At 54.8% G+C, this 26,467-nt stretch carries 24 protein-coding genes; 14 read left to right on the top strand and 10 right to left on the bottom strand.

Annotation, left to right across the window (positions count from 1 at the left end; translation table 11 throughout):
• Positions 1-6: 6 nt before the first annotated feature.
• The 3 genes from OGY62_RS07040 to OGY62_RS07030 are packed head-to-tail and all read left to right on the top strand — an operon-like array spanning position 7 to position 2,845.
• Complete coding sequence (locus OGY62_RS07040) at positions 7-993, top strand: ABC transporter substrate-binding protein (protein ID WP_012133233.1); 987 nt, start codon at positions 7-9, stop codon at positions 991-993.
• Positions 990-2,072 (top strand): FecCD family ABC transporter permease, encoded by a 1,083-nt coding sequence (locus OGY62_RS07035; protein ID WP_052194398.1) that lies wholly within the window; start codon positions 990-992, stop codon positions 2,070-2,072. Before OGY62_RS07040 ends, OGY62_RS07035 begins: the two co-directional genes overlap by 4 nt.
• Positions 2,069-2,845 (top strand): ABC transporter ATP-binding protein, encoded by a 777-nt coding sequence (locus OGY62_RS07030; protein ID WP_012133231.1) that lies wholly within the window; start codon positions 2,069-2,071, stop codon positions 2,843-2,845. Before OGY62_RS07035 ends, OGY62_RS07030 begins: the two co-directional genes overlap by 4 nt.
• A 102-nt stretch (positions 2,846-2,947) precedes the next feature.
• On the opposite strand, the gene gpmA is transcribed toward OGY62_RS07030, so the two are convergent.
• The 7 genes from gpmA to modE all read right to left on the bottom strand — a co-directional run bounded on the left by gpmA (position 2,948) and on the right by modE (position 10,727).
• A complete protein-coding gene (gene gpmA / locus OGY62_RS07025; RefSeq protein WP_012133230.1) occupies positions 2,948-3,700 on the bottom strand; it encodes a 2,3-diphosphoglycerate-dependent phosphoglycerate mutase in 753 nt (250 codons plus the stop codon).
• A gap of 221 nt (positions 3,701-3,921) precedes the next feature.
• A complete protein-coding gene (gene galM / locus OGY62_RS07020; RefSeq protein ID WP_198448347.1) occupies positions 3,922-4,962 on the bottom strand; it encodes a galactose-1-epimerase in 1,041 nt (346 codons plus the stop codon).
• Positions 4,956-6,104 carry a galactokinase gene (gene galK, locus OGY62_RS07015; protein WP_198448346.1) on the bottom strand — a complete coding sequence of 383 codons (1,149 nt, stop codon included), beginning with the start codon at positions 6,102-6,104 and terminating at the stop codon, positions 4,956-4,958. The genes galM and galK overlap by 7 nt, the downstream gene beginning before the upstream one ends.
• A 3-nt stretch (positions 6,105-6,107) precedes the next feature.
• Positions 6,108-7,154, bottom strand: a complete 1,047-nt coding sequence (galT, locus tag OGY62_RS07010; RefSeq protein ID WP_104868901.1) for a galactose-1-phosphate uridylyltransferase — start codon at positions 7,152-7,154, stop codon at positions 6,108-6,110.
• Between the two features lie 9 nt (positions 7,155-7,163).
• Positions 7,164-8,180 (bottom strand): UDP-glucose 4-epimerase GalE, encoded by a 1,017-nt coding sequence (gene galE, locus OGY62_RS07005; RefSeq protein WP_024130520.1) that lies wholly within the window; start codon positions 8,178-8,180, stop codon positions 7,164-7,166.
• Between the two features lie 218 nt (positions 8,181-8,398).
• The gene (modF, locus tag OGY62_RS07000; protein ID WP_024130519.1) at positions 8,399-9,871 is read right to left on the bottom strand and encodes a molybdate ABC transporter ATP-binding protein ModF; all 1,473 of its coding nucleotides are present in this window, start codon (positions 9,869-9,871) and stop codon (positions 8,399-8,401) included.
• A 67-nt stretch (positions 9,872-9,938) separates the two neighbouring features.
• Positions 9,939-10,727: a molybdenum-dependent transcriptional regulator gene (gene modE, locus OGY62_RS06995; RefSeq protein ID WP_012133223.1), complete on the bottom strand. Its 789-nt coding sequence runs from the start codon at positions 10,725-10,727 to the stop codon at positions 9,939-9,941.
• A 128-nt stretch (positions 10,728-10,855) separates the two neighbouring features.
• Between modE and OGY62_RS06990 the strand changes: the two genes are divergently transcribed.
• The 4 genes from OGY62_RS06990 (at position 10,856) to modC (ending at position 13,769) form a co-directional block, all read left to right on the top strand.
• Positions 10,856-11,005: an AcrZ family multidrug efflux pump-associated protein gene (locus OGY62_RS06990; protein WP_024130518.1), complete on the top strand. Its 150-nt coding sequence runs from the start codon at positions 10,856-10,858 to the stop codon at positions 11,003-11,005.
• 240 nt (positions 11,006-11,245) lie between these two features.
• Positions 11,246-12,019 carry a molybdate ABC transporter substrate-binding protein gene (modA, locus tag OGY62_RS06985; protein ID WP_012133221.1) on the top strand — a complete coding sequence of 258 codons (774 nt, stop codon included), beginning with the start codon at positions 11,246-11,248 and terminating at the stop codon, positions 12,017-12,019.
• Entirely contained in the window at positions 12,019-12,708 is a 690-nt protein-coding gene (gene modB, locus OGY62_RS06980; protein ID WP_012133220.1) for a molybdate ABC transporter permease subunit, read from the top strand. The genes modA and modB overlap by 1 nt, the downstream gene beginning before the upstream one ends.
• A gap of 2 nt (positions 12,709-12,710) precedes the next feature.
• Positions 12,711-13,769: a molybdenum ABC transporter ATP-binding protein ModC gene (modC, locus tag OGY62_RS06975; RefSeq protein WP_012133219.1), complete on the top strand. Its 1,059-nt coding sequence runs from the start codon at positions 12,711-12,713 to the stop codon at positions 13,767-13,769.
• On the opposite strand, the gene OGY62_RS06970 is transcribed toward modC, so the two are convergent.
• Positions 13,770-14,588, bottom strand: a complete 819-nt coding sequence (locus tag OGY62_RS06970) for a pyridoxal phosphatase (RefSeq protein WP_012133218.1) — start codon at positions 14,586-14,588, stop codon at positions 13,770-13,772. It abuts the gene before it with no gap.
• Positions 14,589-14,751: 163 nt separating this feature from the next.
• On the opposite strand from OGY62_RS06970, the gene pgl reads away from it, so the two are divergent.
• The gene (gene pgl / locus OGY62_RS06965) at positions 14,752-15,747 is read left to right on the top strand and encodes a 6-phosphogluconolactonase (protein WP_024130516.1); all 996 of its coding nucleotides are present in this window, start codon (positions 14,752-14,754) and stop codon (positions 15,745-15,747) included.
• Between the two features lie 58 nt (positions 15,748-15,805).
• On the opposite strand, the gene OGY62_RS06960 is transcribed toward pgl, so the two are convergent.
• Positions 15,806-16,744: a LysR family transcriptional regulator gene (locus OGY62_RS06960; RefSeq protein ID WP_047458020.1), complete on the bottom strand. Its 939-nt coding sequence runs from the start codon at positions 16,742-16,744 to the stop codon at positions 15,806-15,808.
• Positions 16,745-16,942: 198 nt separating this feature from the next.
• On the opposite strand from OGY62_RS06960, the gene OGY62_RS06955 reads away from it, so the two are divergent.
• From OGY62_RS06955 to OGY62_RS06945, 3 genes are all read left to right on the top strand, one after another.
• Positions 16,943-17,998 (top strand): 4-oxalomesaconate tautomerase, encoded by a 1,056-nt coding sequence (locus tag OGY62_RS06955; protein ID WP_130028166.1) that lies wholly within the window; start codon positions 16,943-16,945, stop codon positions 17,996-17,998.
• A gap of 84 nt (positions 17,999-18,082) precedes the next feature.
• Positions 18,083-19,516 (top strand): anion permease, encoded by a 1,434-nt coding sequence (locus OGY62_RS06950; RefSeq protein WP_071259654.1) that lies wholly within the window; start codon positions 18,083-18,085, stop codon positions 19,514-19,516.
• Positions 19,517-19,600: 84 nt separating this feature from the next.
• Entirely contained in the window at positions 19,601-21,859 is a 2,259-nt protein-coding gene (locus OGY62_RS06945; RefSeq protein ID WP_286459420.1) for a hydratase, read from the top strand.
• A 72-nt stretch (positions 21,860-21,931) separates the two neighbouring features.
• Here OGY62_RS06945 and OGY62_RS06940 read toward each other — a convergent pair whose 3' ends face one another.
• A complete protein-coding gene (locus OGY62_RS06940; protein ID WP_012133211.1) occupies positions 21,932-23,215 on the bottom strand; it encodes a putative acyl-CoA thioester hydrolase in 1,284 nt (427 codons plus the stop codon).
• A gap of 231 nt (positions 23,216-23,446) precedes the next feature.
• Here OGY62_RS06940 and hutI point away from each other — a divergent pair, with 231 nt between their 5' ends.
• The 3 genes from hutI (at position 23,447) to OGY62_RS06925 (ending at position 26,416) form a co-directional block, all read left to right on the top strand.
• Entirely contained in the window at positions 23,447-24,670 is a 1,224-nt protein-coding gene (gene hutI / locus OGY62_RS06935; RefSeq protein ID WP_286459418.1) for an imidazolonepropionase, read from the top strand.
• Positions 24,667-25,608, top strand: coding sequence for a formimidoylglutamase (hutG, locus tag OGY62_RS06930; RefSeq protein ID WP_275148023.1), 942 nt, complete (start codon positions 24,667-24,669; stop codon positions 25,606-25,608). Before hutI ends, hutG begins: the two co-directional genes overlap by 4 nt.
• Before the next feature lie 88 nt (positions 25,609-25,696).
• A complete protein-coding gene (locus tag OGY62_RS06925) occupies positions 25,697-26,416 on the top strand; it encodes a histidine utilization repressor (RefSeq protein ID WP_286459417.1) in 720 nt (239 codons plus the stop codon).
• The last annotated feature ends 51 nt before the right edge of the window (positions 26,417-26,467 follow it).

Genomic DNA, 26,467 nt, shown 5'->3' with positions numbered 1-26,467 from the left:
GGAGTCATGACGCTAACCCGCATTTTCCCCGCGCTGGCCTGGCTGGTGGCGGGGAGCCTGTTTGCCGCGCAGCCGCACAGCGATGTGCGCATCGCTTCGCCGTGGCCGGCGCAAAACACCATCATCACCATGCTGGGGTATGGCGATAATATTGTTGGCACGTCGATGATTGCAAAGACGATTCCGCTTTTTCGCCAGAGTCTGCCGCGTATTGAGAATGTCGCCGTTGTCAGCGTCAACAGCGGTCACGAACTGGACCCGGAGCAGATCATCTCGCTCGGTACACAACTGCTGTTTGTGCCGAAATCGATGACGGTGCCGAGGGCGTCGCTGCTCCAGCAGGCGGGGGTGCGCGTACTGGCGTTTGAGGCGAACTCCATGCAGGCGCTGACCGCCAGGGTGCATAAAACAGCGGAGGTGCTGGGGCCGGATGCGCAGGATAAAGCGCAGCGGTATCAGCAGTATTTTGACCGCAATGTGGCGCGGGTAAAGGCGCGCTTAAGCGATCTTCCTGAAGATCAGCGAATGACCCTCTATCACAGCATGGGCAATCCGCTGACCACTTCCGGCAGGCCGTCGCTTAATCAGGACTGGATGGATCTGGCCGGTGCAAAAAATGTCGCCGAGCGCTGGTTTAGCCACAAGCAAAACCGGACGGGGGAAGTCGCTCTTGAGCAGATCGTCGCGGCAAATCCGGCGGTGATTGTCGCCATGAATAAGCGGGATGCGGATGCCATCCTGACTTCTCCCCAGTGGGCGCAGGTGGACGCCGTGATTCATCATCGCGTGTATGTGAACCCGAAAGGGATGTTCTGGTGGTGTCGGGAGACCAGCGAAGAGGCGTTACAATTCCTCTGGCTGGCAAAAACGCTCTACCCGCAGCGCTTTGCCGATGTGGATATGCGCAAGGAGACCCGCCGCTTTTACCAGGACTTTTTTGGCATTACACTCAGCGACGCGCAGATTAGCGATGTGCTCAATCCGCCGAAATGACTCTACAGGTAAGGAACGTTATGTCGCTATCCGCTAATGCTCCGTCGATCGACGATCGCTACCGTCTTGTGGTACGCAAGCGGTTGATGCTGGCGCTGCTGATTATTGCGGCGATAGTCGCCTCGCTGGTGCTGGACTCTACGCTTGGCCCGTCTGGTCTGTCGCTCGGCGAGCTCTGGCAAACGCTGCTGCACCCGGCAAGCGTTAATGCGGGGACGCGCGTTATCGTCTGGGATATCCGTTTACCCTATGCGCTGATGGCGTTACTGGTGGGAATGGCTTTGGGGTTGGCGGGCGCCGAAATGCAGACGATCCTGAACAACCCGCTGGCGAGTCCGTTCACGCTGGGCGTTTCTTCCGCAGCGGCCTTTGGCGCTGCGCTGGCGATCGTGTTGGGTATCGGCATTCCCGGCGTTCCTGCCGCCTGGTTTATTCCCGCGAATGCCTTTGCTTTTGCGCTGCTGTCTGCCCTGCTGCTGGACGGGATTACTCGCTGGACGCGCGTGGCGACCTCTGGCGTGGTGCTGTTCGGTATCGCGCTGGTGTTTACTTTTAATGCGCTGGTGTCGATGATGCAGTTCGTTGCCGATGAGGACACGCTACAGGGGCTGGTGTTCTGGACGATGGGCAGCCTGGCGCGCGCGTCGTGGGAAAAGCTCGGCGTGCTGGCGTTGGTGTTTGCCATTGTGCTGCCGTGGTCGATGCGTAGCGCCTGGCAATTGACGGCGCTGCGGTTGGGGGAAGATCGGGCGATGAGTTTTGGCATTGACGTGCGGCGCCTGCGCCTGTCATCGCTGCTGCGCATCAGCCTGCTATCGGCGCTGTCGGTGGCGTTTGTCGGGCCAATCGGTTTTATCGGTCTGGTCGCGCCGCACATTGCGCGAATGCTGTTTGGTGAAGATCACCGGTTCTATCTGCCGGGCAGCGTGTTGACGGGGGGGCTGGTGCTGTCGCTGGCCTCGATCGCGTCGAAGAATATTGTTCCTGGGGTGATCATTCCGGTAGGCATCGTAACGTCGCTGGTGGGTGTGCCGTTCTTCCTGAGCATTATTTTGCGCCACCGGGGGAGCATGTCATGAGCGGGTTGATCCTCAAGGGAATAAGCGCCGGTTATCCGAAACATCCGGTTATCCGCGATCTCAGCGTGCCTGAGCTGCCGCGCGGTAAAATTACCGTTCTGCTGGGGCCGAACGGCTGCGGGAAATCAACGTTATTACGCGCGCTGGCCGGGCTGAATAAAGCCCGTGGCGAGGTCATGCTGGACGGTGAGAACCTGATGTCGCTGCCGTTTGCCCGACGTGCGGAAAAGGTGGTGTTTTTACCGCAGTCGCTGCCGCAGGGCGTACATCTGCATGTGCTGGAGTCGATTATCGTGGCGCAGCGGGCGTCCGGCGGGCGGGATGGCGCGAACAGTCACTCGCAGGTGCTGGCAATCCTGGATCAACTCGGCATTGCACATCTGGCGCTGCACTATCTTGACCAGCTTTCCGGCGGCCAGCGGCAACTGGTGGGGCTTGCGCAGTCGCTGATTCGCTACCCGGAACTTTTGTTGCTGGACGAGCCGCTTAGCGCGCTGGATCTGAACTATCAGTTTCACGTTATGGATCTGATCGCGCGGGAAACGCGGGCGCGCAATATGGTGACGGTTGTGGTGGTGCATGACATTAATATCGCGCTACGTCACAGCGAACATGTGCTGATGCTGAAGGAGGGCAAACTGGTGGCCAGCGGCGCGCCGGAAGCGGTTATTACCGCAGAAAGCCTGGCGGAAGTGTATAACGTTCGGGGTCGTGTGGAACGTTGTTCACAGGGCAGGGCGCAGGTGGTGCTCGACGGGGTTATCGGGGTTTAAGTGCATGTATTGCCGGATGGCGGCTTACGCCTTATCCGGCCTACAGGACGCATATTGCCAACCCGTAGGCCCGATAAGCGAAGCGCCATCAGGCAAATCAGATTACTTCGCTTTACCCTGGTTCGCTACGGCCGCCGCTTTTGCCGCGATCTCGTCAGCGTTACCCAGATAGTAATGTTTGATCGGTTTGAAGTTTTCGTCGAACTCGTACACCAGCGGTACACCGGTCGGGATGTTCAGTTCGAGAATCTCTTCTTCGCTCATGTTATCCAGGTATTTCACCAGCGCACGCAGAGAGTTACCGTGAGCGGCGATGATGATGCGCTCACCGCTTTTCATGCGCGGCAGAATGGTTTCGTTCCAGTAAGGGATCACGCGATCGATAGTCAGCGCCAGGCTTTCAGTCAGCGGCAGCTCTTTCTCGGTCAGTTGCGCATAACGCGGATCGTGGCCCGGATAACGCTCGTCATCTTTGGTCAGCTCCGGCGGGGTCACGGCAAAACCACGACGCCACTGTTTAACCTGCTCATCACCGTATTTTTCAGCGGTTTCCGCTTTGTTCAGACCCTGTAGTGCGCCGTAGTGACGTTCGTTCAGCTTCCAGGATTTCTCAACCGGCAGCCAGGCCTGATCCAGTTCGTCCAGGACGTTCCACAGCGTGTGGATGGCACGTTTCAGCACGGAGGTATAAGCAAAATCGAAGCTATAGCCTTCCTCTTTCAGCAGTTTACCTGCCGCTTTTGCTTCACCCACGCCTTTCTCGGACAGGTCAACATCGTACCAACCGGTGAAACGGTTTTCGTTGTTCCACTGACTTTCGCCGTGACGTACCAGAACCAGCTTAGTTACAGCCATACTCTCACTCCTCAAGCTTTATTGAATGATAATAATTCTCATTATATTGCCGTGACAGGTCAGCGGCAACGCTTACGCATAACCATAGCGAAAATAGTGACGCAGTGTAAGGTTCTTGTGAACCCGGAGTTGCGATTTTGTCTTTGAGTGGTGGGGATTTGAGCAAAGCGACGCGCCACAGGCCCGATAGCTGGCACCATCGGGCCTGTTATGGCTCATCGTCAGGCCGGAATAAACTGATATTCCGTCAGGCTGGCGTACTCGTCGCCGGGATGCAACACGCAGTCAGGTTGCGGCCATTCCGGGTGGTTCGGGCTGTCTGGCAGAAATTCGCTTTCCAGCGCCAGGCCTTGCCAGTCGGCATAAGGTTCAGGCCCGCGCGACGGCGTGCCGCCCAGATAGTTGCCGGAATAGAATTGCAGCGCCGGAGCGGAGGTATAAACCTTCATCTGCAATTTCTCATCCTGCGACCACAGATGTGCGGCTGGCTGGCTGGCATCACCTTTGGTCTGCAATAAGAAGGCGTGATCGTAACCTTTTACCTTGCGCTGATCGTCATCGGCAAGAAACGCGCTGGCGATGGTTTTTGCGCTACGGAAGTCGAACGAGGTTCCGGTAACGGATTTCAGCCCGTCGCGTGGAATACCGCTTTCATCAACCGGCAGGTACGTATCAGCCAGAATCTGTAACTTGTGCTGGCGTACGTCTGACTGCTCGCCGTCCAGGTTAAAGTAAACGTGGTTGGTCAGGTTCACCGGGCAGGGCTTATCTACCGTCGCTCGATAGGTAATGGAGATTCGGTTATCGTTGGTGAGACGATACTGCGCGGTGGCGCAGAGATGGCCGGGGAAGCCCTGATCGCCATCGTCAGACGTCAGTGCGAACAGCACCTGACGATCGTTCTGGTTGACTATCTGCCAGCGACGTTTGTCAAAGCCGTCCGGCCCGCCGTGCAGTTGGTTTTCACCCTGGCTCGGCAGCAGACTGACGGTTTCACCCGCCCAGGTGTAACGGCTGTTGGCAATGCGATTGGCGTAGCGGCCAATCGATGCGCCAAGAAAGGCGGCCTGATCCTGGTAATATTCCGGGCTGGCGCACCCCAGCAACGCTTCACGGACGCTGCCATCGGTTAGCGGGATACGGGCGGAAAGTAGTGTGGCGCCCCAGTCCATCAGCGTGACCACCATCCCTGCATCGTTGCGCAGGGTGAGCAGGCGGTACGGCTGACCATCGGGCGCCAGTGCGGGCGTTTCGTTTAGCACTGTCCGGCTCCTTGTGAGGGTTTGCATACGTAAAACGTTTCTTTGATTCCGGTTTTCGCTTCATACTGCGTGGCTACGGCCTGCTGTACGGCAGGAACCAGCGCTTCCGGGATCAACGCGACGACGCAGCCGCCGAAGCCGCCGCCGGTCATGCGTACGCCGCCTTTATCGCCGATGGTCGCTTTCACAATTTCGACCAGCGTGTCGATCTGCGGGACGGTGATTTCGAAGTCATCGCGCATTGAGGCGTGAGATTCCGCCATCAATTCACCCATGCGTTTCAGGTCGCCTTTCTCCAGCGCGCTGGCGGCTTCAACGGTACGGGCGTTTTCGGTCAGTACGTGGCGAACACGTTTGGCGACAATCGGGTCCAGCTCGCTGGCCACCGCGTTGAACGCCGCAAGGCTGACATCGCGCAACGCCGGTTGCTGGAAGAAACGCGCGCCCGTTTCACACTGCTCGCGGCGGGTATTGTACTCGCTGCCCACCAGCGTACGTTTAAAGTTACTGTTGATGATCACCACCGCCACGCCTTCCGGCATGGAAACCGCTTTCGTACCCAGCGTGCGGCAGTCAATCAGCAGGGCATGATCTTTTTTACCCAGCGCGGAGATCAGCTGATCCATAATGCCGCAGTTGCAGCCGACGAACTGATTCTCCGCTTCCTGGCCGTTGAGCGCGATTTGCGCGCCATCCAGCGGCAGGTGGTACAACTGCTGGAATACGGTGCCGACCGCGACTTCCAGCGACGCAGAAGAACTGAGTCCCGCGCCCTGCGGCACATTGCCGCTGATAACCAGATCCGCGCCGCCAAATGCGTTATTTCGTTTTTGCAGATGCTTCACCACGCCGCGCACGTAGTTTGACCACTGCTGGCTGTCGTGGGTAACGATCGGCGCATCAAGGGAGAATTCATCAACCTGGTTGTCGTAGTCAGCCGCAATCACGCGCACTTTGCGATCGTCACGCGTGGCGTAGCTAATCACCGTCTGGTAGTCGATAGCGCAAGGCAGCACGAAGCCGTCGTTGTAATCGGTGTGCTCGCCGATCAGATTGACGCGACCAGGCGCCTGAATGGTGTGGGTAGCAGGGTAGCCGAAAATTTCTGCAAACAGAGATTGTGTTTTCTCTTTCAGACTCATTATTTAAACTCCTGATTCGCGAAAATGAATGTCGCTGACCGCGCGCAGACGCTCCGCCGCTTGTTCTGCCGTCAGATCGCGCTGGGTCTCCGCCAGCATTTCATAACCGACCATAAATTTACGGACGGTCGCGGAACGCAGCAGCGGTGGATAAAAGTGCGCGTGCAGCTGCCAGTGCCCGTTCTCTTCACCGTTAAACGGCGCGCCGTGCCAGCCCATGGAGTAGGGGAAGGAGCACTGGAACAGGTTGTCATAACGACTGGTCAGCTTTTTCAGCGCCAGCGCCAGGGAGTCGCGCTGATCGTCGGTCAAATCGGTAATGCGCAGCACATGCGCTTTGGGCAGCAGCAGCGTTTCAAACGGCCAGGCCGCCCAGTAAGGCACGACCGCCAGCCAGTGCTCGGTTTCAACCACCGTACGGCTGCCGTCCGCCAGTTCGCGCTGCACATAATCCACCAGCATTGGGGAGTGCTGTTCGGCGAAGTAGGCTTTTTGCAAACGATCTTCACGCTCGGCTTCGTTCGGCAGGAAGCTGTTGGCCCAAATCTGGCCGTGCGGATGCGGGTTGGAGCAGCCCATCGCCGCGCCTTTATTCTCAAAAACCTGCACCCAGGGGTAGGTTTTTCCCAGATCGGCAGTCTGTTCTTGCCAGGTTTTGATGATGTCGGTCAGCGCGGGGAGGCTCAGTTCCGGCAGCGTCTTGCTGTGATCGGGAGAAAAGCAGATCACGCGGCTGGTGCCGCGGGCGCTCTGGCAACGCATTAACGGGTCATGGCTGTCCGGCGCGTCCGGGGTGTCAGACATCAGCGCGGCAAAGTCATTTGTAAAGACATAGGTGCCGGTGTAATCCGGGTTTTTATCTCCGGTTACCCGCGTATTGCCCGCGCACAGGAAGCAGTCAGGGTCATGGGCGGGAAGCGCCTGCTGAGATGGCGTTTCCTGCGCCCCCTGCCAGGGGCGCTTTGCGCGATGCGGTGAAACCAGAATCCACTGTCCGGTTAGCGGGTTAAAACGGCGATGTGGATGATCGACAGGATTAAATTGCGTCATGACATGTCCTTAGTCTGGATATCCCTGCGGATGGCGTGACTGCCAACGCCAGGTGTCCTGCGCCATTTCGTCAAGAGTGCGGGTTACGCGCCAGTCCAGTTCGCGGTCGGCTTTGCTGGCGTCCGCCCAGTAGGCCGGAAGGTCGCCTTCACGGCGTGGGGCAAAATGATAAGCAACGGGTTTACCGCAGGCTTTGCTGAAGGCGTTAACCACATCCAGCACGCTGTTGCCAACACCAGCGCCAAGGTTGTAAATATGCACGCCTTGTTTGCCAGCCAGTTTTTCCATCGCGGTTACGTGGCCGTCGGCAAGATCCATCACATGGATGTAATCGCGCACGCCGGTGCCGTCTTCGGTAGGGTAGTCGTTGCCAAAGACCGCGAGCGATTCGCGACGGCCAACGGCGACCTGGGCGATGTACGGCATCAGGTTGTTAGGAATGCCCTGCGGATCTTCGCCCATATCACCTGACGGATGCGCGCCGACCGGGTTGAAGTAGCGCAGCAGGGCGATGCTCCAGTCCGGCTGCGCTTTTTGCAGGTCGGTCAGGATCTGTTCGACCATCAGTTTACTTTTGCCATATGGGCTCTGCGGCGTGCCGGTCGGGAAGCTTTCGACATAAGGAATTTTGGGCTGATCGCCGTAGACGGTGGCGGAGGAGCTGAAGATGAAGTTTTTGACATTGGCGGCGCGCATGGCGCTGATTAAACGCAGCGTACCGTTGACGTTGTTGTCATAGTATTCCAGCGGTTTGGCGACGGATTCGCCCACGGCTTTCAGACCGGCAAAGTGAATGACGGCGTCAATCGCGTGGTCATGCAGAATTTCAGTCATCAGCGCTTCGTTACGAATATCGCCTTCAACGAAAGTTGGGTGCTTACCACTTAATCGCTCGATAACAGGCAGTACGCTGCGCTTACTGTTGCAGAGGTTATCAAGGATGATGACATCGTGACCGTTTTTCAGTAACTGTACACAAGTATGACTTCCAATGTAACCGCTACCACCGGTGACCAGTACTCTCATAATTCGCTCCGTTAAGCCTATGGTATGGAATAACCATAGCATAACAAAGATGCGAAAAGTGTGACATGGAATATATTAGTGGAATCGTTTACACTTCGGTTTTTTCACCCGCCGACGACTGTTATTTAATGATAAATCATATGCTTTAAGAATGATTGCGCCTTTTATCTGAAAAAGCAGTGAAAAAAGGGACGTGGTCGCACGCCCCCAGTGAACCGCTAACGCAGCGTCGTCTGTTGATAGCGGTAACTCTCGCCTTCCGGTACAAATTCCAGCCGATGGGTAATGCAGCCTGGGGCGTCTTCCGCGTGATGGGAGACAAACAGCAACTGCGTTTCTCCCTCGCTAATCAGTACATCGACAAAGCGGCGAACGAGTTGACGATTCAACGGGTCCAGCCCTTGTAATGGCTCGTCAAGAATCAGCAGCGTAGGGTGTTTGACCAGCGCACGGGCAATCAGCGCCAGTCGTTGTTGCCCCCAGGACAGGCTGTGGAAAGGCGCATCCGCAGTGCGTTTGTCCATTCCCAGAATATCCAGCCATTGCTGCGCCAGCTTGTGCTGTCTGTCGGAAACCGCCTGGTAGATGCCAATCGAGTCAAAGTAACCGGAGAGAATGACATTACGCACCGTGGTGCTGACGCGGTAATCCAGATGCAGGCTGCTGCTGACATAGCCGATATGTTTTTTGATATCCCAGATTGTTTCACCACTCCCGCGACGGCGGCCAAACAGCGTCAGGTCGTTGCTGTATCCCTGCGGATGGTCGCCGGTGATTAAACTTAGCAGGGTGGATTTTCCCGCGCCGTTAGGCCCGACAATCTGCCAGTGTTCACCCGGATTCACCTGCCAGCTCAGATGATTAAGAATAGGGCGGTCGTTATAGGAGACGACGCCATCGTTGAGAATAATGCGCGCCGCGCCGTCCGGCAGGGCGTGACGGGCAGAAGGTTCATCCGGCTCGGGCAACTTTACGCCTTCCAGTCGTTCGCTATGCGCGAGTTGGGCAATCAGCGCCCGCTGGAGCAAATCCGCTTTTTCCCCCGTTTCCGTTAACGTGCAGTCGGCAAGGACTCCCGCATACTGAACGAATTCGGGGATCTCATCGAAGCGGTTTAACACCAGCACCAGCGTATAGCCCGACTGGTGCAGCGTGGCGAGAAGATTCGCCAGTTGCTGGCGGGAGGCGACATCCAGCCCGTCAAACGGCTCATCGAGGATTAATAAATCCGGTTCTGACATCAGCGCCTGACAAAGCAGCGTTTTGCGCGTTTCGCCCGTAGAAAGGTATTTAAAACGTCTGTCGAGCAGAGAAGAAATGCCAAACTGCTGCGCCAGTTCGGCACAGCGGGCGGGATCGCTCACCTCATCCTGAATGATTTCTGCCGTAGTTCGTCCGGTGTCGTCTTCGCCAGGGCTGAGCAGGTCGGTGTTGTTGCGCTGCCATTCATCGCTGACCAGTTTTTGCAACTGTTCGAATGAGAGGCGGGTGACGCGCGCGAACTGAGACTGGCGCTCGCCTTTCAGTAGCGTCAGTTCTCCCGCCAGCGCGCGGGCCAGCGCCGATTTCCCGCTTCCATTGGTGCCGACAAAAGCCCAGCTATCCCCCGCCTGCAATGTCAGCGCACTTAACTGAAGCGTTTTTGTGTCGCTCAGGCGAAACGTACCTTGCGAAATATGCAATGATGACATTTTGTATCCCATTTTTTGCAGCGATGAATGACAGGGATACGTGTTCAAAGAACAGATGTCAATGCACTTAGCACAACGTAGCGATAATCACTCTGTCAGCATTAAAATATGCCGTCACGTTAGCACCTTCTTCCAGCGTGGCGGTCTCTTCAACGGGCAGGGTGGCGCATAACGTCTGGCCGTCAGGTAATGTCATGAGGACTTCGCACTGCTCGGCGCCGCGTTCAATATGGCTGATGGTTCCCTGAAGCTGGTTGTCGGCAGCCCGGGCAATCGCCTCGTCCTGGGTAATGCCAACCCACGGTGCTTTCAGCAGGATCAGGACTTCTTTACCTTCATCAAGGCCAAGACGCTCGCCGCTTTGCGCAGTGATGGCGACCTTCAGTCGCGTTTCGCCGTCGGCCAGCAGCACATCGACATGCTGTTGAACCTGATCGTGATCGCGTGCGGTAATGGTGCCGAACCACTGGTTACGGGCGCTGGTTTGCAAAGAGAAACGGGAAATGGCGGCCAGCAGGCTGTCGAGCGGCAGGGCGTCGTCGTCGCTCAGCACGTCGAACGCTTTTTGCTGAATCTGGGCGAGCAAATCGTAAAGCTGGATCAGGCGCTGACCGTAGCGGGTCAGTATCGCGCCGCCGCCGCCTTTGCCGCCCGTTGCGCGCTCGACGAGCGTCTGCTCGCTGAGTTGGTTCATCTCGTTAATGGCATCCCAGGCGCTTTTGTAGCTGATGCCCGCATCTTTCGCCCCCTGGCTGATGGAGCCGGAAAGCGCGATATGCTTGAGCAGCGAAATGCGGCGGGGGTCCGCAAACAATTTTTGTTGAAGTTTGAGTGTAAGGAGGATTTCGGCCTGCATAACAAGATCCTGGCAAAAGGGTTATTGTGACGGAAAACCGCTTCCGCGCAAAGTCGACCGCACAAAAGGGGAGTGCTTTTCTCATTTATGCAGTTAGAATATCAAAAGAATCCTATCTGGAGTTGACCATGTTAGAGTTATTGAAAAGTCTGGTATTCGCCGTAGTCATGGTTCCGGTGGTCATGGCCATCATTCTGGGGCTGATTTACGGTCTGGGTGAAGTGTTCAACATTTTCTCCGGTATCGGTCAGAAAGACCAGTCCAGACAGAACCATTGATTTTTAAACGCCCGCTCAGTCGGGCGTTTTACTTTCTTCGACTTTCAGGCCGCATTTTTGTTGGCTGTGCCTGTGAGTCTCAGCGCAACCCGAAATCCATTGGGTAGCGCCCCTCAAGATCCTGCTTTTCCTGCCGATATTTTCTTTGCGTAACCTCAATTGGGTATCAATAACTTCTGGGAAAAACCTTATTTTCTCGCTATATTTGCGCCTACATAACGACACTCAAAGGAGTTACAGATGGCACGTACATGGTTACGCCTGTTTGCTGGGGCAACATTATCTCTGACTGTTGCCGGACATGCGCTGGCGGATGAAGGGAAAATCACCGTATTCGCGGCGGCTTCGCTGACCAACGCAATGCAGGATATTGCGGTTGAATACAAAAAAGAGAAGAACGTTGACGTTGTCTCTTCATTTGCCTCTTCTTCTACGCTGGCTCGCCAGATTGAAGCGGGAGCGCCAGCGGATCTGTTTATCTCTGCTGACCAGAAATGGATGGACTACGCGGTAGACAAAAAAGCGATTGATACCGCAACGCGTGAAACGCTGCTTGGCAACAGCCTGGTTGTGGTCGCGCCAAAAGCCAGTGAACAGAAAGACATCACCATCGACAGCAAAACCAACTGGACGACTCTGCTGAATGGCGGTCGTCTGGCGGTGGGCGACCCGGAACACGTTCCGGCTGGCATTTATGCAAAAGAAGCGCTGCAAAAACTGGGCGCATGGGATACCCTGGCACCGAAACTTGCTCCTGCGGAAGACGTGCGTGGCGCACTGGCGCTGGTGGAGCGTAGCGAAGCGCCGCTGGGCATCGTTTACGGTTCTGATGCCGTTGCCAGCAAAGGCGTGAAAGTGGTTGGCACGTTCCCGGAAGATTCCCATAAGAAAGTGGAATACCCGATCGCGATTGTTGATGGACACAAAAACGCAACGGTCAGCGCGTTCTATGACTACCTGAAAGGACCGCAGGCTTCCGAAATCTTTAAACGTTATGGATTTACGACGAAGTAATGATACTGACTGATCCAGAATGGCAGGCCGTTCTACTGAGCCTGAAAGTTTCTTCCCTGGCCGTGTTGTTTAGTCTGCCGTTTGGGATCTTTTTTGCCTGGTTACTTGTGCGATGCAAGTTTCCAGGCAAAGCGTTGCTTGACAGCGTACTGCATCTGCCGCTGGTTTTACCGCCCGTGGTGGTCGGTTATCTGCTGCTTATCGCGATGGGCCGACGCGGATTTATTGGTCAGTGGCTTTATGACTGGTTCGGCATTACCTTTGCCTTTAGCTGGCGAGGCGCCGTGCTGGCGGCGGCGGTGATGTCTTTCCCGTTAATGGTTCGCGCTATTCGTCTGGCGCTTGAAGGGGTCGACATTAAGCTGGAGCAGGCCGCCAGAACGCTGGGCGCAGGACGCTGGCGTGTTTTCCTCACCATTACGCTACCGCTGACATTGCCTGGCATCATCGTCGGGACCGTGCTGGCGTTTGCCCGTTCGCTCGGCGAGTTCGGCGCTACCATCACTTTCGTGTCTAACATTCCGGGTGAAACCCGCACCATTCCTTCCGCGATGTATACCCTGATCCAGACCCCTGGCGGCGAAAGCGCGGCGGCGAGATTGTGCATTATTTCTATTGTGCTGGCGCTGATCTCATTGTTGATTTCGGAATGGCTGGCGCGTATCAGCCGTGAGCGCGCGGGGAGATAAACATGCTGGAACTCAATTTCTCCCAGACGCTGGGCACCCACTGTCTGACGCTCAATGAAACGCTACCTGCCAATGGGATCACCGCTATTTTTGGCGTTTCCGGCGCCGGGAAAACATCGCTGATCAATGCCATCAGCGGACTGACGCGCCCACAAAAAGGGCGCATTGTGCTCAATGGTCGCGTGCTTAATGATGTTGAAAATGGCATCTGCCTGACGCCGGAAAAACGGCGCGTTGGTTATGTGTTCCAGGATGCCCGACTGTTTCCGCATTACAAAGTGCGCGGCAATCTGCGCTATGGCATGGCGAAAAGCATGGCTGGACAGTTCGACAAGCTGGTGGATCTGCTCGGTATCGAACCTTTGTTGGAGCGTTTGCCAGGCAGCCTTTCCGGCGGGGAAAAACAGCGTGTGGCGATTGGCCGCGCGTTGCTGACCGCGCCGGAGCTACTGTTGCTTGATGAGCCGCTGGCTTCGCTGGATATTCCGCGCAAACGCGAACTGCTGCCGTATCTGCAACGCCTGGCGCGCGAAATTAATATCCCCCTGCTGTACGTCAGCCACTCGCTGGACGAGATTTTACATCTGGCGGACAGAGTCATGGTGCTGGAAAACGGGCAGGTGAAAGCGTTTGGCGCGCTGGAAGAGGTCTGGGGCAGCAGTGTGATGCACCCGTGGCTGCCGAAAGAGCAGCAGAGCAGCATCCTGAAAGTGAGCGTGCTGGAGCATCATCCGCATTATGCAATGACCGCGCTGGCGCTGGGCGATCAGCACCTGTGGGTCAACAAACTGGAAGAGCCGCTGCAAACCGTACTGCGTATTCGTATTCAGGCCTCGGACGTGTCGCTGGTATTACAACCACCGATGCAAACCAGTATCCGTAATATCCTGCGGGCAAAAGTGGCAAACTGTTATGACGATAACGGGCAGGTGGAAGTCCAGCTTGAAGTCGGCGGGAAAACGCTGTGGGCGAGAATCAGCCCATGGGCCAGGGATGAGCTGGGCATCAAACCTGGCCTGTGGCTGTACGCGCAAATCAAGAGTGTTTCAATTACCGCCTGATTACAGCAGGTGGGTATAAATAAACTTCGCAATGCTGTCCGTGGTGTTATCGCCGATCACGATATTCGCCCGCGTTTTTACCGCGTCGTCAGCATTGCCCATCGCGACGCCGGTGCCTGCCGCTTCCAGCATACTGATATCATTGTAGTTATCGCCAAACGCCACCACATTCTCCATCGACCAGCCCTGTGCTTCAATCCACTGGGTAAGGCGCTTCCCTTTGCTGTTCCCTTTACGCGCAATATCCACCTGATCGTGCCAGGACCATTCGCACTCCAGACCCAGCTGATGCTCAACCTGCTGCACGAACTGTTGCAGTTTTGGCAGATTTTCATCGGTCAGCGCGAATTTCCATACGGCGTTGACGTCGCGTGCCGACTGCGCCAGCGACGGCACCTGAGTAAAGGTCGGGCGCTGTTCCGGCGGCAGCGTCTGCGCCCAGTTAGCGGTACGGATCACATGGCCGGTCGGGCGTTCATAAACCATCGCGTCATCAACGTACATCAGACCGTGAATCTGATGCGCATCCAGCAGATCAATCAGTTGCAATGCCTGATCGACAGGCAGCGGATCGGCCTCAAGAACATTTTTTGCTTGATAATCATACAAGTAAGTGCCGTTACAGCAAATTGCAGGTGTATCCAGCGCCAGTGCCTGATAAAAAGGATGAATCGCAACGTGATGACGGCCAGTGACGATGATAAGTTGGTAGCCTGCCTCTCTGGCGCGAGAAAGCGCCTCAAGCGAGGAGGGGAGCAATGTTTTTTTCGGCGTCAGTAAGGTGCCGTCTAAATCCAGGGCAATCACACGAGCGGTCATAGGGAGTTCCAGATTAAGGTTGAGAATTTTGCCTGTGGGAATGGTACACCGAGACGGTTGGCCGGACAAAATTCTGAGCGTTAATTCAGCATTCACCGTTAAAAGCGTCTACGTTAAGCTGTATTCCGCAATTGCAGACAGTTGCCATAAGGAAGGAGTAGTCATGAAGCAAACCGTTTATACCGCCAGCCCTGAGAGCCAGCAAATTCACGTCTGGAGCCTGAATCATGACGGCTCGCTGAAGCTGGTGCAGGTGGTTGATGTACCGGGGCAGGTTCAGCCGATGGTGGTCAGCCCTGATAAGCGCTATCTCTATGTTGGCGTCCGTCCTGAGTTCCGCGTGCTGGCTTACCGTATTGCGCCGGATGACGGCGCGCTGACCTTCGCGGCGGAGTCCGCTCTGCCGGGTAGCCCAACCCATATCTCTACCGATCATCAGGGCCGTTTTGTGTTTGTTGGCTCGTACAATGCCGGTAACGTCAGCGTGACCCGTCTGGATGATGGCCTGCCGGCTGGCGTGGTGGATGTCGTTGAAGGGCTGGAAGGGTGCCACTCAGCGAATATCTCGCCGGATAACCGGACGCTGTGGGTGCCTGCGCTGAAGCAGGATCGCATTTGCCTGTTTACGCTCAGCGACGACGGCAAACTGGTCGCCCAGGAACCGGCGGAAGTCACCACCGTTGAGGGGGCCGGGCCGCGCCATATGGCGTTCCACCCGAACCAGCAATATGCCTACTGCGTGAATGAACTGAACAGCTCTGTTGATGTCTGGGAGCTGAAAGATCCGCACGGCAATATTGAATGCGTGCAGACGCTGGATATGATGCCTGCCGATTTTTCTGACACGCGTTGGGCGGCGGATATCCACATTACGCCGGATGGCCGTCATCTGTATGCCTGCGACCGTACCGCCAGCCTGATTACCGTTTTTAGCGTTTCTGAAGACGGCAGCGTACTGACGAAAGAGGGCTTCCAGCCGACCGAAACGCAGCCGCGCGGCTTTAACGTCGATCATAGCGGTAAGTACCTGATTGCCGCCGGGCAGAAGTCACATCATATTGCGGTGTATGCCATTGCCGGTGAGCAGGGGCTGCTGACGGAGAAAGGCCGTTATGCGGTAGGCCAGGGGCCAATGTGGGTCGTGGTTAACGCGTATTAATATTCCGTGAGTTGTGCCCGGTGGCGCTCGCTTACCGGGCCGTCGGCCGGATACGGCGTTATTGTTGCCGCTGTGGTTCAGCAAAGGGCGTCCACAGCGTGTCTTTATCATCGGCCCAGACATTCAAAAGCAGAGAGAAAAAACGCTCTGCCGGAGGAGAGAGAACGGCGTCTTTGCGCCGGATAATCCCTAACGTGCGTCTGATAACGGGTTCGATCAACGGGATTCCGATAAGCGTGGGATGCACTGTCTGAGGCATTGCCAGCCCCGGCAGCGCAGAAATACCCAGCCCGGCCTCAACCAGCCCAAGCGAGGTCGATAAATGACGAACCTCGTAAAACCAGTCCAGCTTCCAGGGTTTATCCGCCAGATTGTGCTCAATAAGCAGCCTGTTACCGCTGGATGACCGCACGCCAATCAATTTGTAGCCCACCAACTCCTGCCATTCGACCAGTTGCTTACTGGCTAAGGGATGGTTTCGTCGACAGGCCAGAACAAACGGTTCATTCACCAGCGGGGTGAAGTCAATAGCAGAATTTGTGATGCTGTTCATATTTATGCCGAAATCAGCTTCGTTACCCAACACCGATTCCATGCAGTTGTTCGTACCTTTTTCAAGAATTCGTATTTTGATATTGGGGTACAACTCATTAAATTTTCCGATAGCAAGGGGTAGAAAATAGAAAACAGCGGTCGGAATACAGGACAATGTGATCGTGCCGTGGTGATAAGCATTCATTTCGCGAACATTAAAAAGAGCTTCATCCAGTTTTCTTATTAATTCTCTGGCTTCCGGTAACAGCATCCTCCCCGCTTTTGTTAATTCTACTTTACGTGTTGTTCTCTCAAAAAGCAGGGTATGTAAATCATCTTCCATCTTTTTTATTCTGCGAGTTAATGCAGGTTGCGTAATGTTAAGTAATTTAGCGGCTTTGTTAAATGATCCTGCTTCTGCCAGTGTGACAAATGCCTTCATACTTGATAATTCGTGTTTCATCATAACTCCAGAAAATAGAATCCAGGGATTCCCTGATTTGCTGCCCCAGGAGAGAAAAACGTAGTTTATATGTAAATTATCCGTCTTGATTAATGCAAATAAATTATCAATCATAAATTTAAAGTCATTAGCCTCTCTATTCTGCGCGTGCAACCATGTCCTCATTAACGCTAATGTTTTTTAATTGAGGGCAATGTTATGAAAAAAATTCCCTGCACGTTGATGCGAGGGGGAACATCCAGAGGGGCGTTTTTATTAGCAGAACACCTTCCTGAGGAGAGACAGCGGCGCGATGCCATATTGATGGCAATTATGGGATCGGGGAATGAGCTGGAAATAGATGGCATTGGCGGCGGTAATCCGTTGACCAGTAAAGTGGCCATTATCCGTCGTTCGGATGACTCAAAAGCAGATATCGACTATTTATTTGCTCAGGTTCTGGTACATGAACACCGCGTTGATACCACGCCGAACTGTGGAAATATGCTTTCCGCGGTAGGCGCATTTGCGATTGAACATGGCTTAATTGAGACTACGCCGCCCGTCACGCGCGTGCGTATACGTAATGTAAATACAAATACGTATATCGAAGCGGACGTGCAGACGCCGGACGGCGCCGTTGAGTACGAAGGCCAGGCAAAAATCGATGGCGTACCGGGAACGGCCGCGCCCGTGGCACTCACGTTTTTGAACGCTGCTGGCGCCAAAACCGGGCAAATTTTTCCGACCGGTCATCGTGTCGATCATTTTGATTCCGTTGCCGTCACCTGTATTGATATGGCGATGCCGGTGGTTATTATCGCTGCCGAAGATGTCGGTAAAACGGGTTATGAATCCCCTGCGGAACTTGATGCCGATACTGAATTATTGCGCCGCATTGAATCCATCCGTTTGCAGGCGGGTAAAGCGATGGGGTTAGGCGACGTCAGCAATATGGTTATTCCTAAACCGGTGCTTATTTCCCCGGCCAGACGGGGCGGGACGATCAATGTGCGCTATTTTATGCCGCACTCCTGCCATAAGGCGCTGGCGATTACTGGTGCTATCGCGCTTGCCAGTAGTTGTGCGACAGAAGGGACGGTCGCACACCGGATGACGCAATTGACGGACTATGGCGATATAAATATCGAACACCCGGGCGGGTGCCTTGATATTCATTTAACAAATGAAGGTAATGAGCCTTCTTCAATACGCGCTTCTGTTATTCGCACAGCAAGAAAGATTTTTGCAGGTGAAGTTTATATTCCTGAATGATGTTGATCTCATTTCGCTGTGATTAAGGAAAATTAAACAATGCCTTTTCTGTATAACGAATACAGATAAATCAGGGTGCAAAAAATGAATAAAAAATCCATATGGAAGCTAATTATTATATTAGCGATCCCGTGTATTATTGGCTTAATTCCCGCGCCAGCCGGTCTGAGTGAACTCGCCTGGGTTCTCTTTGGCATCTATCTTGCGGCAATCGTGGGGCTGGTGATAAAACCGTTTCCCGAACCCGTTGTATTATTGATTGCCGTCGCGGCATCGATGGTCGTGGTCGGAAATTTAAGTGAAGGGGCGTTTAAAACGACCAGCGTGCTCAGCGGTTATGCCTCTGGAACGACGTGGCTGGTATTTTCTGCGTTTACGTTAAGCGCCGCGTTTGTCACTACTGGCCTTGGCAAACGCATTGCGTATATTCTGATTGGTAAGATTGGGAATACCACGCTGGGGCTGGGCTACGTCACGGTTTTTCTCGATCTGGTTCTCTCTCCGGCAACGCCGTCAAACACGGCGCGCGCAGGCGGCATTGTTTTACCTATTATCAACAGTGTGGCCGTCGCGCTGGGTTCTGAGCCTGAAAAAAGCCCCCGTCGTGTCGGTCATTACTTAATGATGTCCGTGTATATGGTCACGAAAACGACCAGTTATATGTTTTTTACCGCAATGGCAGGGAACATACTGGCGCTGAAAATGATCAACGATATTTGCCATCTGCAATTAAGCTGGGGAGGATGGGCGCTGGCAGCAATGGTGCCGGGTATCATTATGTTGCTGGTGACGCCGCTGGTGATTTATACCATGTACCCGCCGGAAATTAAAAAGGTTGATAATAAGACGATCGCGAAAGCCGGGCTTCAGGATCTCGGGCCAATGAAAGGCCGTGAGAAATTACTGCTGGGTATTTTTGTCCTCGCGCTGTCAGGCTGGATTTTCAGTAAACAGCTTGGCGTGGATGAATCAACCGTTGCGATTGTGGTGATGGGCGCGATGTTGCTACTGGGCGTGGTGAGCTGGGATGATGTCGTTAAAAATAAGGGCGGCTGGAATACATTAATCTGGTACGGCGGTATCATTGGCTTAAGCTCTTTATTATCGAAAGTGAAGTTTTTTGACTGGCTGGCTGAACTGTTTAAAAACAATCTCTCTTTTGATAATCATGGTAACGTGGCGTTCTTCGTCATTTTGTTCCTGAGTATTATTGTCCGTTATTTCTTTGCCTCCGGTAGCGCTTATATTGTGGCGATGATGCCGGTATTCGCCATGCTGGCGAATGTCTCTGGCGCGCCATTAATGCTAACCGCGCTGGCCTTATTATTCTCCAACTCTTATGGCGGAATGGTCACGCACTATGGCGGTGCCGCTGGCCCGGTTATTTTCGGGGTCGGTTATAACGATATTAAGTCCTGGTGGCTCGTCGGCGCGGTTCTGACCATTTTAACGTTCCTGGTACATATCACGGTTGGTATCTGGTGGTGGAACATGTTGATTGACTGGAACATGCTGTAATCAACCGTCAGCGTTCATTTTTATTATTAATGACATTGTCTGTTGTCCGTGCATGGAAACATGCATGGCAATGTGGAGTAATGAATGATTAAGTTATATGACAAAGGGATTTATCTCTCCGGTAACAATGAGATAATTGCAGAAGAACAGTATTGCGGTAATGTACAAAAAGAGGAAGCCAAAAAAGGTACCATAGCATGGTCCATTCTTGCGTCTCATAATACGTCAGGAAATATGGATAAACTTAAAATCAAGTTTGATTCGTTAACCTCCCACGATATTACCTATGTAGGCATAATTCAGACCGCGAAAGCGTCCGGGATGGCGCGTTTTCCATTACCTTATGTTCTCACAAACTGTCATAACTCATTATGCGCCGTTGGTGGAACCATTAATGGCGATGATCATCTTTTTGGACTTTCCGCCGCGCAGCGCTATGGCGGTATTTATGTGCCGCCCCATATTGCGGTCATCCACCAATATATGCGCGAGATGATGGCGGGCGGTGGAAAAATGATTTTAGGCTCAGACAGCCACACGCGCTATGGTGCGCTGGGGACGATGGCCGTAGGGGAGGGCGGAGGTGAACTCGTCAAGCAACTGTTGAATGATAGCTGGGATATCGATTATCCGGGCGTCGTGGCGGTATATCTGACGGGAAAACTGGCGCCAGGCGTTGGCCCGCAGGATGTGGCGTTAGCCATCATTGGCGCCGTATTTAAAAATGGCTATGTCAAAAATAAGGTCATGGAATTTGTGGGGCCGGGCATTAGCGCAATGTCCACGGACTTCCGTAACAGTGTTGATGTCATGACCACGGAGACGACCTGCCTGAGTTCGGTGTGGCAAACGGATGATGAGACCCGTAGCTGGCTGGCGTTACACGGCCGTGAACCGGATTATCGACAGCTGAATCCGCAGCCAATGGCCTGGTACGATGGCTGTATTTATGTTGATTTGAGCACAATTAAACCGATGATCGCGCTACCTTTCCATCCGAGCAATGTGTATGAAATCGACACGTTAAATGAGAATTTGACGGATATTCTGCACCAGGTAGAAATTGAGTCTGCGCGCATTGCCCGTGGGAAAGCCAAAATCTCGCTGCTGGATAAAGTTGAGAAGGGAAGATTAAAGGTTCAGCAGGGAATTATTGCCGGATGCTCAGGCGGTAACTATGAGAACGTCATTGCGGCGGCGAATGCGTTGCGCGGAAAATCGTGTGGTAACGAGACGTTCTCACTCGCGGTTTACCCCTCTTCACAGCCTGTATTTATGGATCTGGCGAAAAAAGGCGTGGTGGCCGATTTAACTGGCGCGGGCGCAATCATCAGAACCGCTTTCTGCGGCCCATGCTTTGGCGCTGGCGATACGCCCGTTAACAACGGGCTGAGCATTCGCCACACCACCCGTAACTTCCCGAACCGTGAAGGTTCGAAACCGGGTAATGGTCAAATGTCCGCGGTTGCGCTGATGGATGCGCGTTCTATTGCGGCGACGGCAATAAATGGGGGCTATCTGACCTCCGCCGCTGAACTGGACTGCTGGGAAAACGTTCCTGACTATGCGTTTGATCCCACTCCGTACAAAAACCGTGTCTATCAGGGTTTTGTTAAAGGGGCGACGCAGCAATCGCTCATCTATGGCCCGAATATTAAAGACTGGCCGGCGCTGGGGGCGCTGACGGAAAATATTCTGCTCAAGGTGGCGTCAAAAATTCTTGATGAAGTCACAACGACGGATGAGCTGATCCCGTCCGGGGAGACCTCGTCTTTCCGCTCAAACCCGGTTGGTCTGGCGGAGTTCACCCTGTCACGCCGCGATCCAGACTATGTTGGCCGAAGCAAAGCAACCGCGACGCTGGAAAAACAGCGTCTGGCAGGCGAGGTGAGTGAGCTGGAGCCGGTCTTTGCCCGTATTCGCACAATTGCGGGCCAGGAAACCACCGATCCGTTAGCCACCGGGATTGGCAGCATGATTTATGCCGTTAAGCCGGGAGACGGTTCCGCGCGTGAACAGGCGGCAAGCTGTCAGCGCGTGATTGGCGGTCTGGCGAATATTGCCCAGGAGTATGCGACGAAACGCTACCGTTCGAATGTGATCAACTGGGGAATGTTGCCGCTGCAAATGGCGGGTGAGCCTGGGTTTGACGTCGGGGATTATATTTACATTCCTGGCGTCCGTACGGCGCTGGATCAATGCGCAACCACCTTAAAAGGCTATGTGATTCATGACGATGAAATCACGGAAATCAGTCTGTATCTGGAAAGCCTGACCGCCGAGGAACGTGAAATTATCAAAGCGGGAAGTCTGATTAATTTCAATAAAAATCGTCAGATGTAAAAAAAGGTCGTCACGCCTGGCGTGACGACCTTTTCTCTTTTATCTGGCCTGAAGAATAATCGTCAGCAGATATTATTGCTTCGGTTCGGCAACCACTTTACTGCCCAAACCCCGGTTGTTGTATTCCCACATCCGGTTAAAGTTCGTGTCGTTCAGGTTACGCTGTACCTCGTCTTTATCATCCTTCGCGCCAGTATTCCCGGCAAAAGGACGTTTGGAGATAACGGCGTCAGCCCACGGTTTCGCCATATTGAACCCTTCGTTAATCACGCTATCGCGGATAACGACCTGACCGTTGGTGTTGGCATCCACATCCAGCGAACGCCCCAGTTGTGCGACGCCATCACCTGCGGCGGTAAAGCGGCTGTTGGTGGCGAGGAAACCGTAATAAATATTCGACAGCGTTGCCGGAGCGAAAACATACGCTTCCTGCTGGGTACGGGAGTTCACCACGCGGAAATCGGTGTTATCGAACACCACTGCGCCGCGACCGGAAACCATATCCACATCCCCTTCAATGTAACTGTTCGTCACCAGTGTGCGTGGTTGGCGATCGTTTTGCAGACGGTTCTGCACGCCGCTGTTGGTCACGAAGAAGGTATTCTGGCGACCCAGAATGTTCACTTTATTAATCTGCACTTTGTCGCCGTCAGTGCGTAAGGCCACTGCCGGATGGTTGCCGGCGTCAACGCTGTCACCGAGATTGTTTTCGATGGTCAGATTTTGTAACTGCAAGCCGTCATTCTGTGACCAGACCACCGCAGAACACATCACGCCAATGCTGGCGCCGCGTTTGCTCTGGCAGTTATCAAACATATACCACGCAGGTTTGCCCGGCATGTATTTACCGCCCGGGTTCACTGAACGACGCCAGTCGGTCGTGCTCATTTCGCCGTCAATCGCCTGGCCGATTTTCACATCAATCGCGTTCTCGCCCGTGCCGTACAGCGTCAGGCTGCCAGGCGCCGCCGGGATATACACGGTTCCCTGATACTCGCCCGGCATAATGGCGATGTACAGACGCTTGCTGCTGCGCTGCGTAATTGCTGCATCTACCGCCGCCTGAATGGTGGTGTGCGTCACGCCTGGCGTGCCAGCCGGGCCGACAACGAAGTCAGGTTGCGCAGGCAGCGTAATGGCGGAAGGCGTCCACGGCGCCGTATTCGGCGTCAGTGACGAGAAATAGTGTGCAGCAACGAAATTCTGCGCTTCGTTCGCCGACAGGATCGGACGCGAGGAGGTGCCTGGCGCGGTCTGATCGGATGGGATTTGATCGGGCGGCGTAGAGCTACAGGCGGTCAGCGTCACGCCAAAAGCCAGTGCCAGCGCCAGACGGGAAACCGAAAATGTGTTCACAGGTTGCTCCGGGCTTTGAAAGTTAAATTAATTCCATTGAAGCCTGCTTTTTTATACTAAGTTGAGCGAAACGGGAAGGTGAAAAGGTAAAAAGTTCTTTTTTAGACGCCGCGCACCCGATGTTCCAGGCAAGTACATCACAAATAAATAACATTCATGGCCTGTAAGATTGACAACCCCGGCAGAATAAAAAATAAATGTATAGACAACCCATGACAAGTGATGAACCCAATGGCGCAACTTTTACCTGATGACACGATCTGGCGGAATGGCCGACTGGCGACGATGGACCCTGAACGCGGTAGCCCTTATGGGATGGTGGACGATCATGCGCTTGTCGTCCGCCAGGGCCGGATACTGGATATTGTGCCTGCGTCGTCGCTCAACGCCGCGCACCGCAATACCGTGGATCTGCAAGGCCGACTGGTCACGCCCGGATTGATTGACTGTCACACCCACCTGATTTTTGGCGGCACGCGCGCCGGGGAGTGGGAGCAGCGGCTTAACGGCGTGTCGTACCAGCAGATCAGCGCGCAGGGCGGCGGTATCAACGCGACCGTCGCCGCGACCCGGACGGCTTCTGAAGATGAACTTTTAGCCGTTGCGCGTGCGCGGATGGCGCGATTGCTGCAAGAAGGCGTTACGTTGCTGGAGGTGAAATCCGGCTATGGCCTGAATTTCGCCACGGAAGAGAAAATGTTGCGCGTTGCCGCTGCGCTGGCGCATGAAAACAGGGTGGAAATCAGTCCTACCCTGCTGGCGGCACATGCGACGCCAGCAGAATACCGCGACGATCCCGACGGCTATATCACGCTAGTTTGCGAAAGTATTCTGCCCGGATTATGGGCAAAAGGGCTGTTTGAGTCGGTGGATCTTTTCTGTGAAAGCGTGGGGTTTAACCTGGCGCAGAGCGAGCGGGTATTTCAGGCCGCTCAGGCGTTGGGCATTCCGGTAAAAGGGCACGTTGAGCAGCTCTCCTTGCTGGGGGGCGCACAACTGGTGAGTCGTTATCAGGGGTTATCCGCCGACCATATTGAGTATCTGGATGAGGCTGGCGTGGCGGCGATGAGTCGCAGCGGCACCGTGGGCGTTCTGCTGCCGGGGGCGTTTTATTTCCTCAAAGAGACGCAGCGCCCGCCGGTGGCGTTGCTCCGCCACTATGGCGTGCCGATGGCGATTGCAACGGATTTTAACCCCGGCACCAGTCCGTTTATCAGTTTGCATCTGGCGATGAACATGGCTTGCGTACAGTTTGGCTTAACGCCGGAAGAGGCGTGGGCGGGCGTGACGCGGCATGCTGCGCGCGCGCTGGGGCGGCAGACGACGCATGGGCAATTGAAAGCGGGATATGTCGCTGACTTTGCCGTATGGGACGCTGAGCTTCCGGTTGAAATCCTTTATGAACCGGGGCGTAACCCGCTCTGTCACCGTGTATTCAGAGGAGAAGTAACATGACGCAATGGCAACCCGCATCCCCCACGCTCTGGCAGGGGCGTGATGACAGCGCCGAGGCGGCTAACGCGCTGCGTCTCTTTCAGACGGTGACGCGCAGCCCGACGTTTTCTCCCGAAATGTATCGTGAAAAAATCGCCTTACTCGGCTTTGCCTGTGACGAAGGCGTGAAGCGAAACCAGGGGCGGCCTGGCGCTGCTGGCGCGCCGGATGCCCTGCGCCGGGCGCTGGCGAACCTGGCCTCTCACCACGGCCACGATCGGCTGGTGGATTTAGGCAACATTATTGCGCAAGCCCCCGATCTGGAAGGCGCGCAGCAGGCGCTTCGCGATGCGGTACGGCGCTGCCAGCAGGCGGATATGCGCACGTTTGTGCTAGGCGGCGGACATGAAACGGCGTTTGGGCATGGCGCGGGGCTGCTTGATGCGCTCCCGCATGCCAGAGTCGGCATTATTAATCTTGATGCGCATCTGGATCTGCGCCGGGCTGACCACGCCACCTCCGGTACGCCGTTTCGCCAGTTGGCGCAATTATGCGATGAACAACAGCGTGAGTTTCATTACGCCTGCTTTGGCGTCAGTCGGGCGGCAAATACGCAGGCGTTATGGGATGAGGCGCAACAACGCGGAGTGACCATCGTAGAAGACGTGGATTGTGATACCGCTCAGGCGCCGTTGGCGCAGGTTATCGACAGCGTGGATAAGATCTACCTGACCATCGATCTTGATGTGCTGCCCGCCTGGGAGATGCCCGCAGTGTCTGCGCCCGCAGCGCTCGGTGTGCCGTTGGCGACGGTGATGCGGCTTGTCGATGCCGTTTGTCGCAGCGGTAAGTTACAGGCGGTGGATATGGTTGAATTTAATCCGCGCTTTGACGATGATGGCAACGCCGCGCGTGTTGCGGCACGCCTCGGCTGGCAAATCGCACACGGGTGGCGTTAATCGCGATGTTTGTCCGGCCCAGAATCGCGTTACAGGCCGGATAATGCCATCCGGCAAATAAAATCATACGCTTAAGGAAGGCTTACGCATGCTCCCATCCCGTTCTGCCCCTGTGCCTTTCTATGAAAAGGTCAAACAGATGATCAGCGACAACATCGCCAGCGGCGTCTGGCGCCCGCATGACCGTATTCCCTCGGAAGCGGAACTGGTGGCGCAATTTGGCTTCAGCCGGATGACAATCAACCGGGCGTTGCGGGAATTAACGGATGAAGGGCTGCTGGTGCGTTTACAGGGCGTCGGCACATTTGTGGCGGAACCGAAAGGGCAGTCCGCGCTGTTTGAAATTCGCAGCATTGCCGATGAAATCGCCGCTCGTCACCATCAGCACCGCTGTGAGGTGCTGACGCTGGAACAGACGCAGGCGAATGCGCTTCAGGCCACGGCCCTGAATGTGCGTGAAGGCACGCTGATTTTTCATTCGGTGATGGTGCACTATGAAAACGATCTGCCGGTGCAGATTGAGGATCGCTGTGTGAATGCCGGCGTTGTACCGGATTATCTGGCGCAGGATTACAGTCAGACCACGCCTCATGCATACCTGTCGCTGATCGCCCCGCTAACGGAAGGGGAGCACATTGTGGAAGCCGTGCGCGCCACGGCGGAAGAGTGCGCGCTGCTGAACATTAAGGAGCACGATCCCTGCCTGTTAATTCATCGACGCACCTGGTCTGCGTCGCACATTGTTTCTCACGCTCGCCTGCTTTTCCCCGGTTCTCGCTACCGGTTGCAGGGCCATTTTATGTCCTGAATGACGGCGCGATAAAAAGCGTGATTGCTGACGCAATATAACAAAAATGTA

The sequence above is a fragment of the Citrobacter sp. CK198 genome (genome assembly GCF_030333295.1).
Lineage (GTDB): Bacteria > Pseudomonadota > Gammaproteobacteria > Enterobacterales > Enterobacteriaceae > Citrobacter_B > Citrobacter_B koseri.
This window is presented reverse-complemented; position numbering and strand designations above follow the sequence as displayed.

Bases quoted from the DNA above. Each gene is read 5' to 3' on its own strand.
- OGY62_RS07040 (WP_012133233.1), top strand. From the start codon at position 7: ATGACGCTAACCCGCATTTTCCCCGCGCTGGCCTGGCTGGTGGCGGGG.
- OGY62_RS07035 (WP_052194398.1), top strand. From the start codon at position 990: ATGACTCTACAGGTAAGGAACGTTATGTCGCTATCCGCTAATGCTCCG.
- OGY62_RS07030 (WP_012133231.1), top strand. From the start codon at position 2,069: ATGAGCGGGTTGATCCTCAAGGGAATAAGCGCCGGTTATCCGAAACAT.
- gpmA (WP_012133230.1), bottom strand. From the start codon at position 3,700: ATGGCTGTAACTAAGCTGGTTCTGGTACGTCACGGCGAAAGTCAGTGG.
- galK (WP_198448346.1), bottom strand. From the start codon at position 6,104: ATGAGTCTGAAAGAGAAAACACAATCTCTGTTTGCAGAAATTTTCGGC.
- galT (WP_104868901.1), bottom strand. From the start codon at position 7,154: ATGACGCAATTTAATCCTGTCGATCATCCACATCGCCGTTTTAACCCG.
- galE (WP_024130520.1), bottom strand. From the start codon at position 8,180: ATGAGAGTACTGGTCACCGGTGGTAGCGGTTACATTGGAAGTCATACT.
- modF (WP_024130519.1), bottom strand. From the start codon at position 9,871: ATGTCATCATTGCATATTTCGCAAGGTACGTTTCGCCTGAGCGACACA.
- modE (WP_012133223.1), bottom strand. From the start codon at position 10,727: ATGCAGGCCGAAATCCTCCTTACACTCAAACTTCAACAAAAATTGTTT.
- OGY62_RS06990 (WP_024130518.1), top strand. From the start codon at position 10,856: ATGTTAGAGTTATTGAAAAGTCTGGTATTCGCCGTAGTCATGGTTCCG.
- modA (WP_012133221.1), top strand. From the start codon at position 11,246: ATGGCACGTACATGGTTACGCCTGTTTGCTGGGGCAACATTATCTCTG.
- modB (WP_012133220.1), top strand. From the start codon at position 12,019: ATGATACTGACTGATCCAGAATGGCAGGCCGTTCTACTGAGCCTGAAA.
- modC (WP_012133219.1), top strand. From the start codon at position 12,711: ATGCTGGAACTCAATTTCTCCCAGACGCTGGGCACCCACTGTCTGACG.
- OGY62_RS06970 (WP_012133218.1), bottom strand. From the start codon at position 14,588: ATGACCGCTCGTGTGATTGCCCTGGATTTAGACGGCACCTTACTGACG.
- pgl (WP_024130516.1), top strand. From the start codon at position 14,752: ATGAAGCAAACCGTTTATACCGCCAGCCCTGAGAGCCAGCAAATTCAC.
- OGY62_RS06960 (WP_047458020.1), bottom strand. From the start codon at position 16,744: ATGAAACACGAATTATCAAGTATGAAGGCATTTGTCACACTGGCAGAA.
- OGY62_RS06955 (WP_130028166.1), top strand. From the start codon at position 16,943: ATGAAAAAAATTCCCTGCACGTTGATGCGAGGGGGAACATCCAGAGGG.
- OGY62_RS06950 (WP_071259654.1), top strand. From the start codon at position 18,083: ATGAATAAAAAATCCATATGGAAGCTAATTATTATATTAGCGATCCCG.
- OGY62_RS06945 (WP_286459420.1), top strand. From the start codon at position 19,601: ATGATTAAGTTATATGACAAAGGGATTTATCTCTCCGGTAACAATGAG.
- hutI (WP_286459418.1), top strand. From the start codon at position 23,447: ATGGCGCAACTTTTACCTGATGACACGATCTGGCGGAATGGCCGACTG.
- hutG (WP_275148023.1), top strand. From the start codon at position 24,667: ATGACGCAATGGCAACCCGCATCCCCCACGCTCTGGCAGGGGCGTGAT.
- OGY62_RS06925 (WP_286459417.1), top strand. From the start codon at position 25,697: ATGCTCCCATCCCGTTCTGCCCCTGTGCCTTTCTATGAAAAGGTCAAA.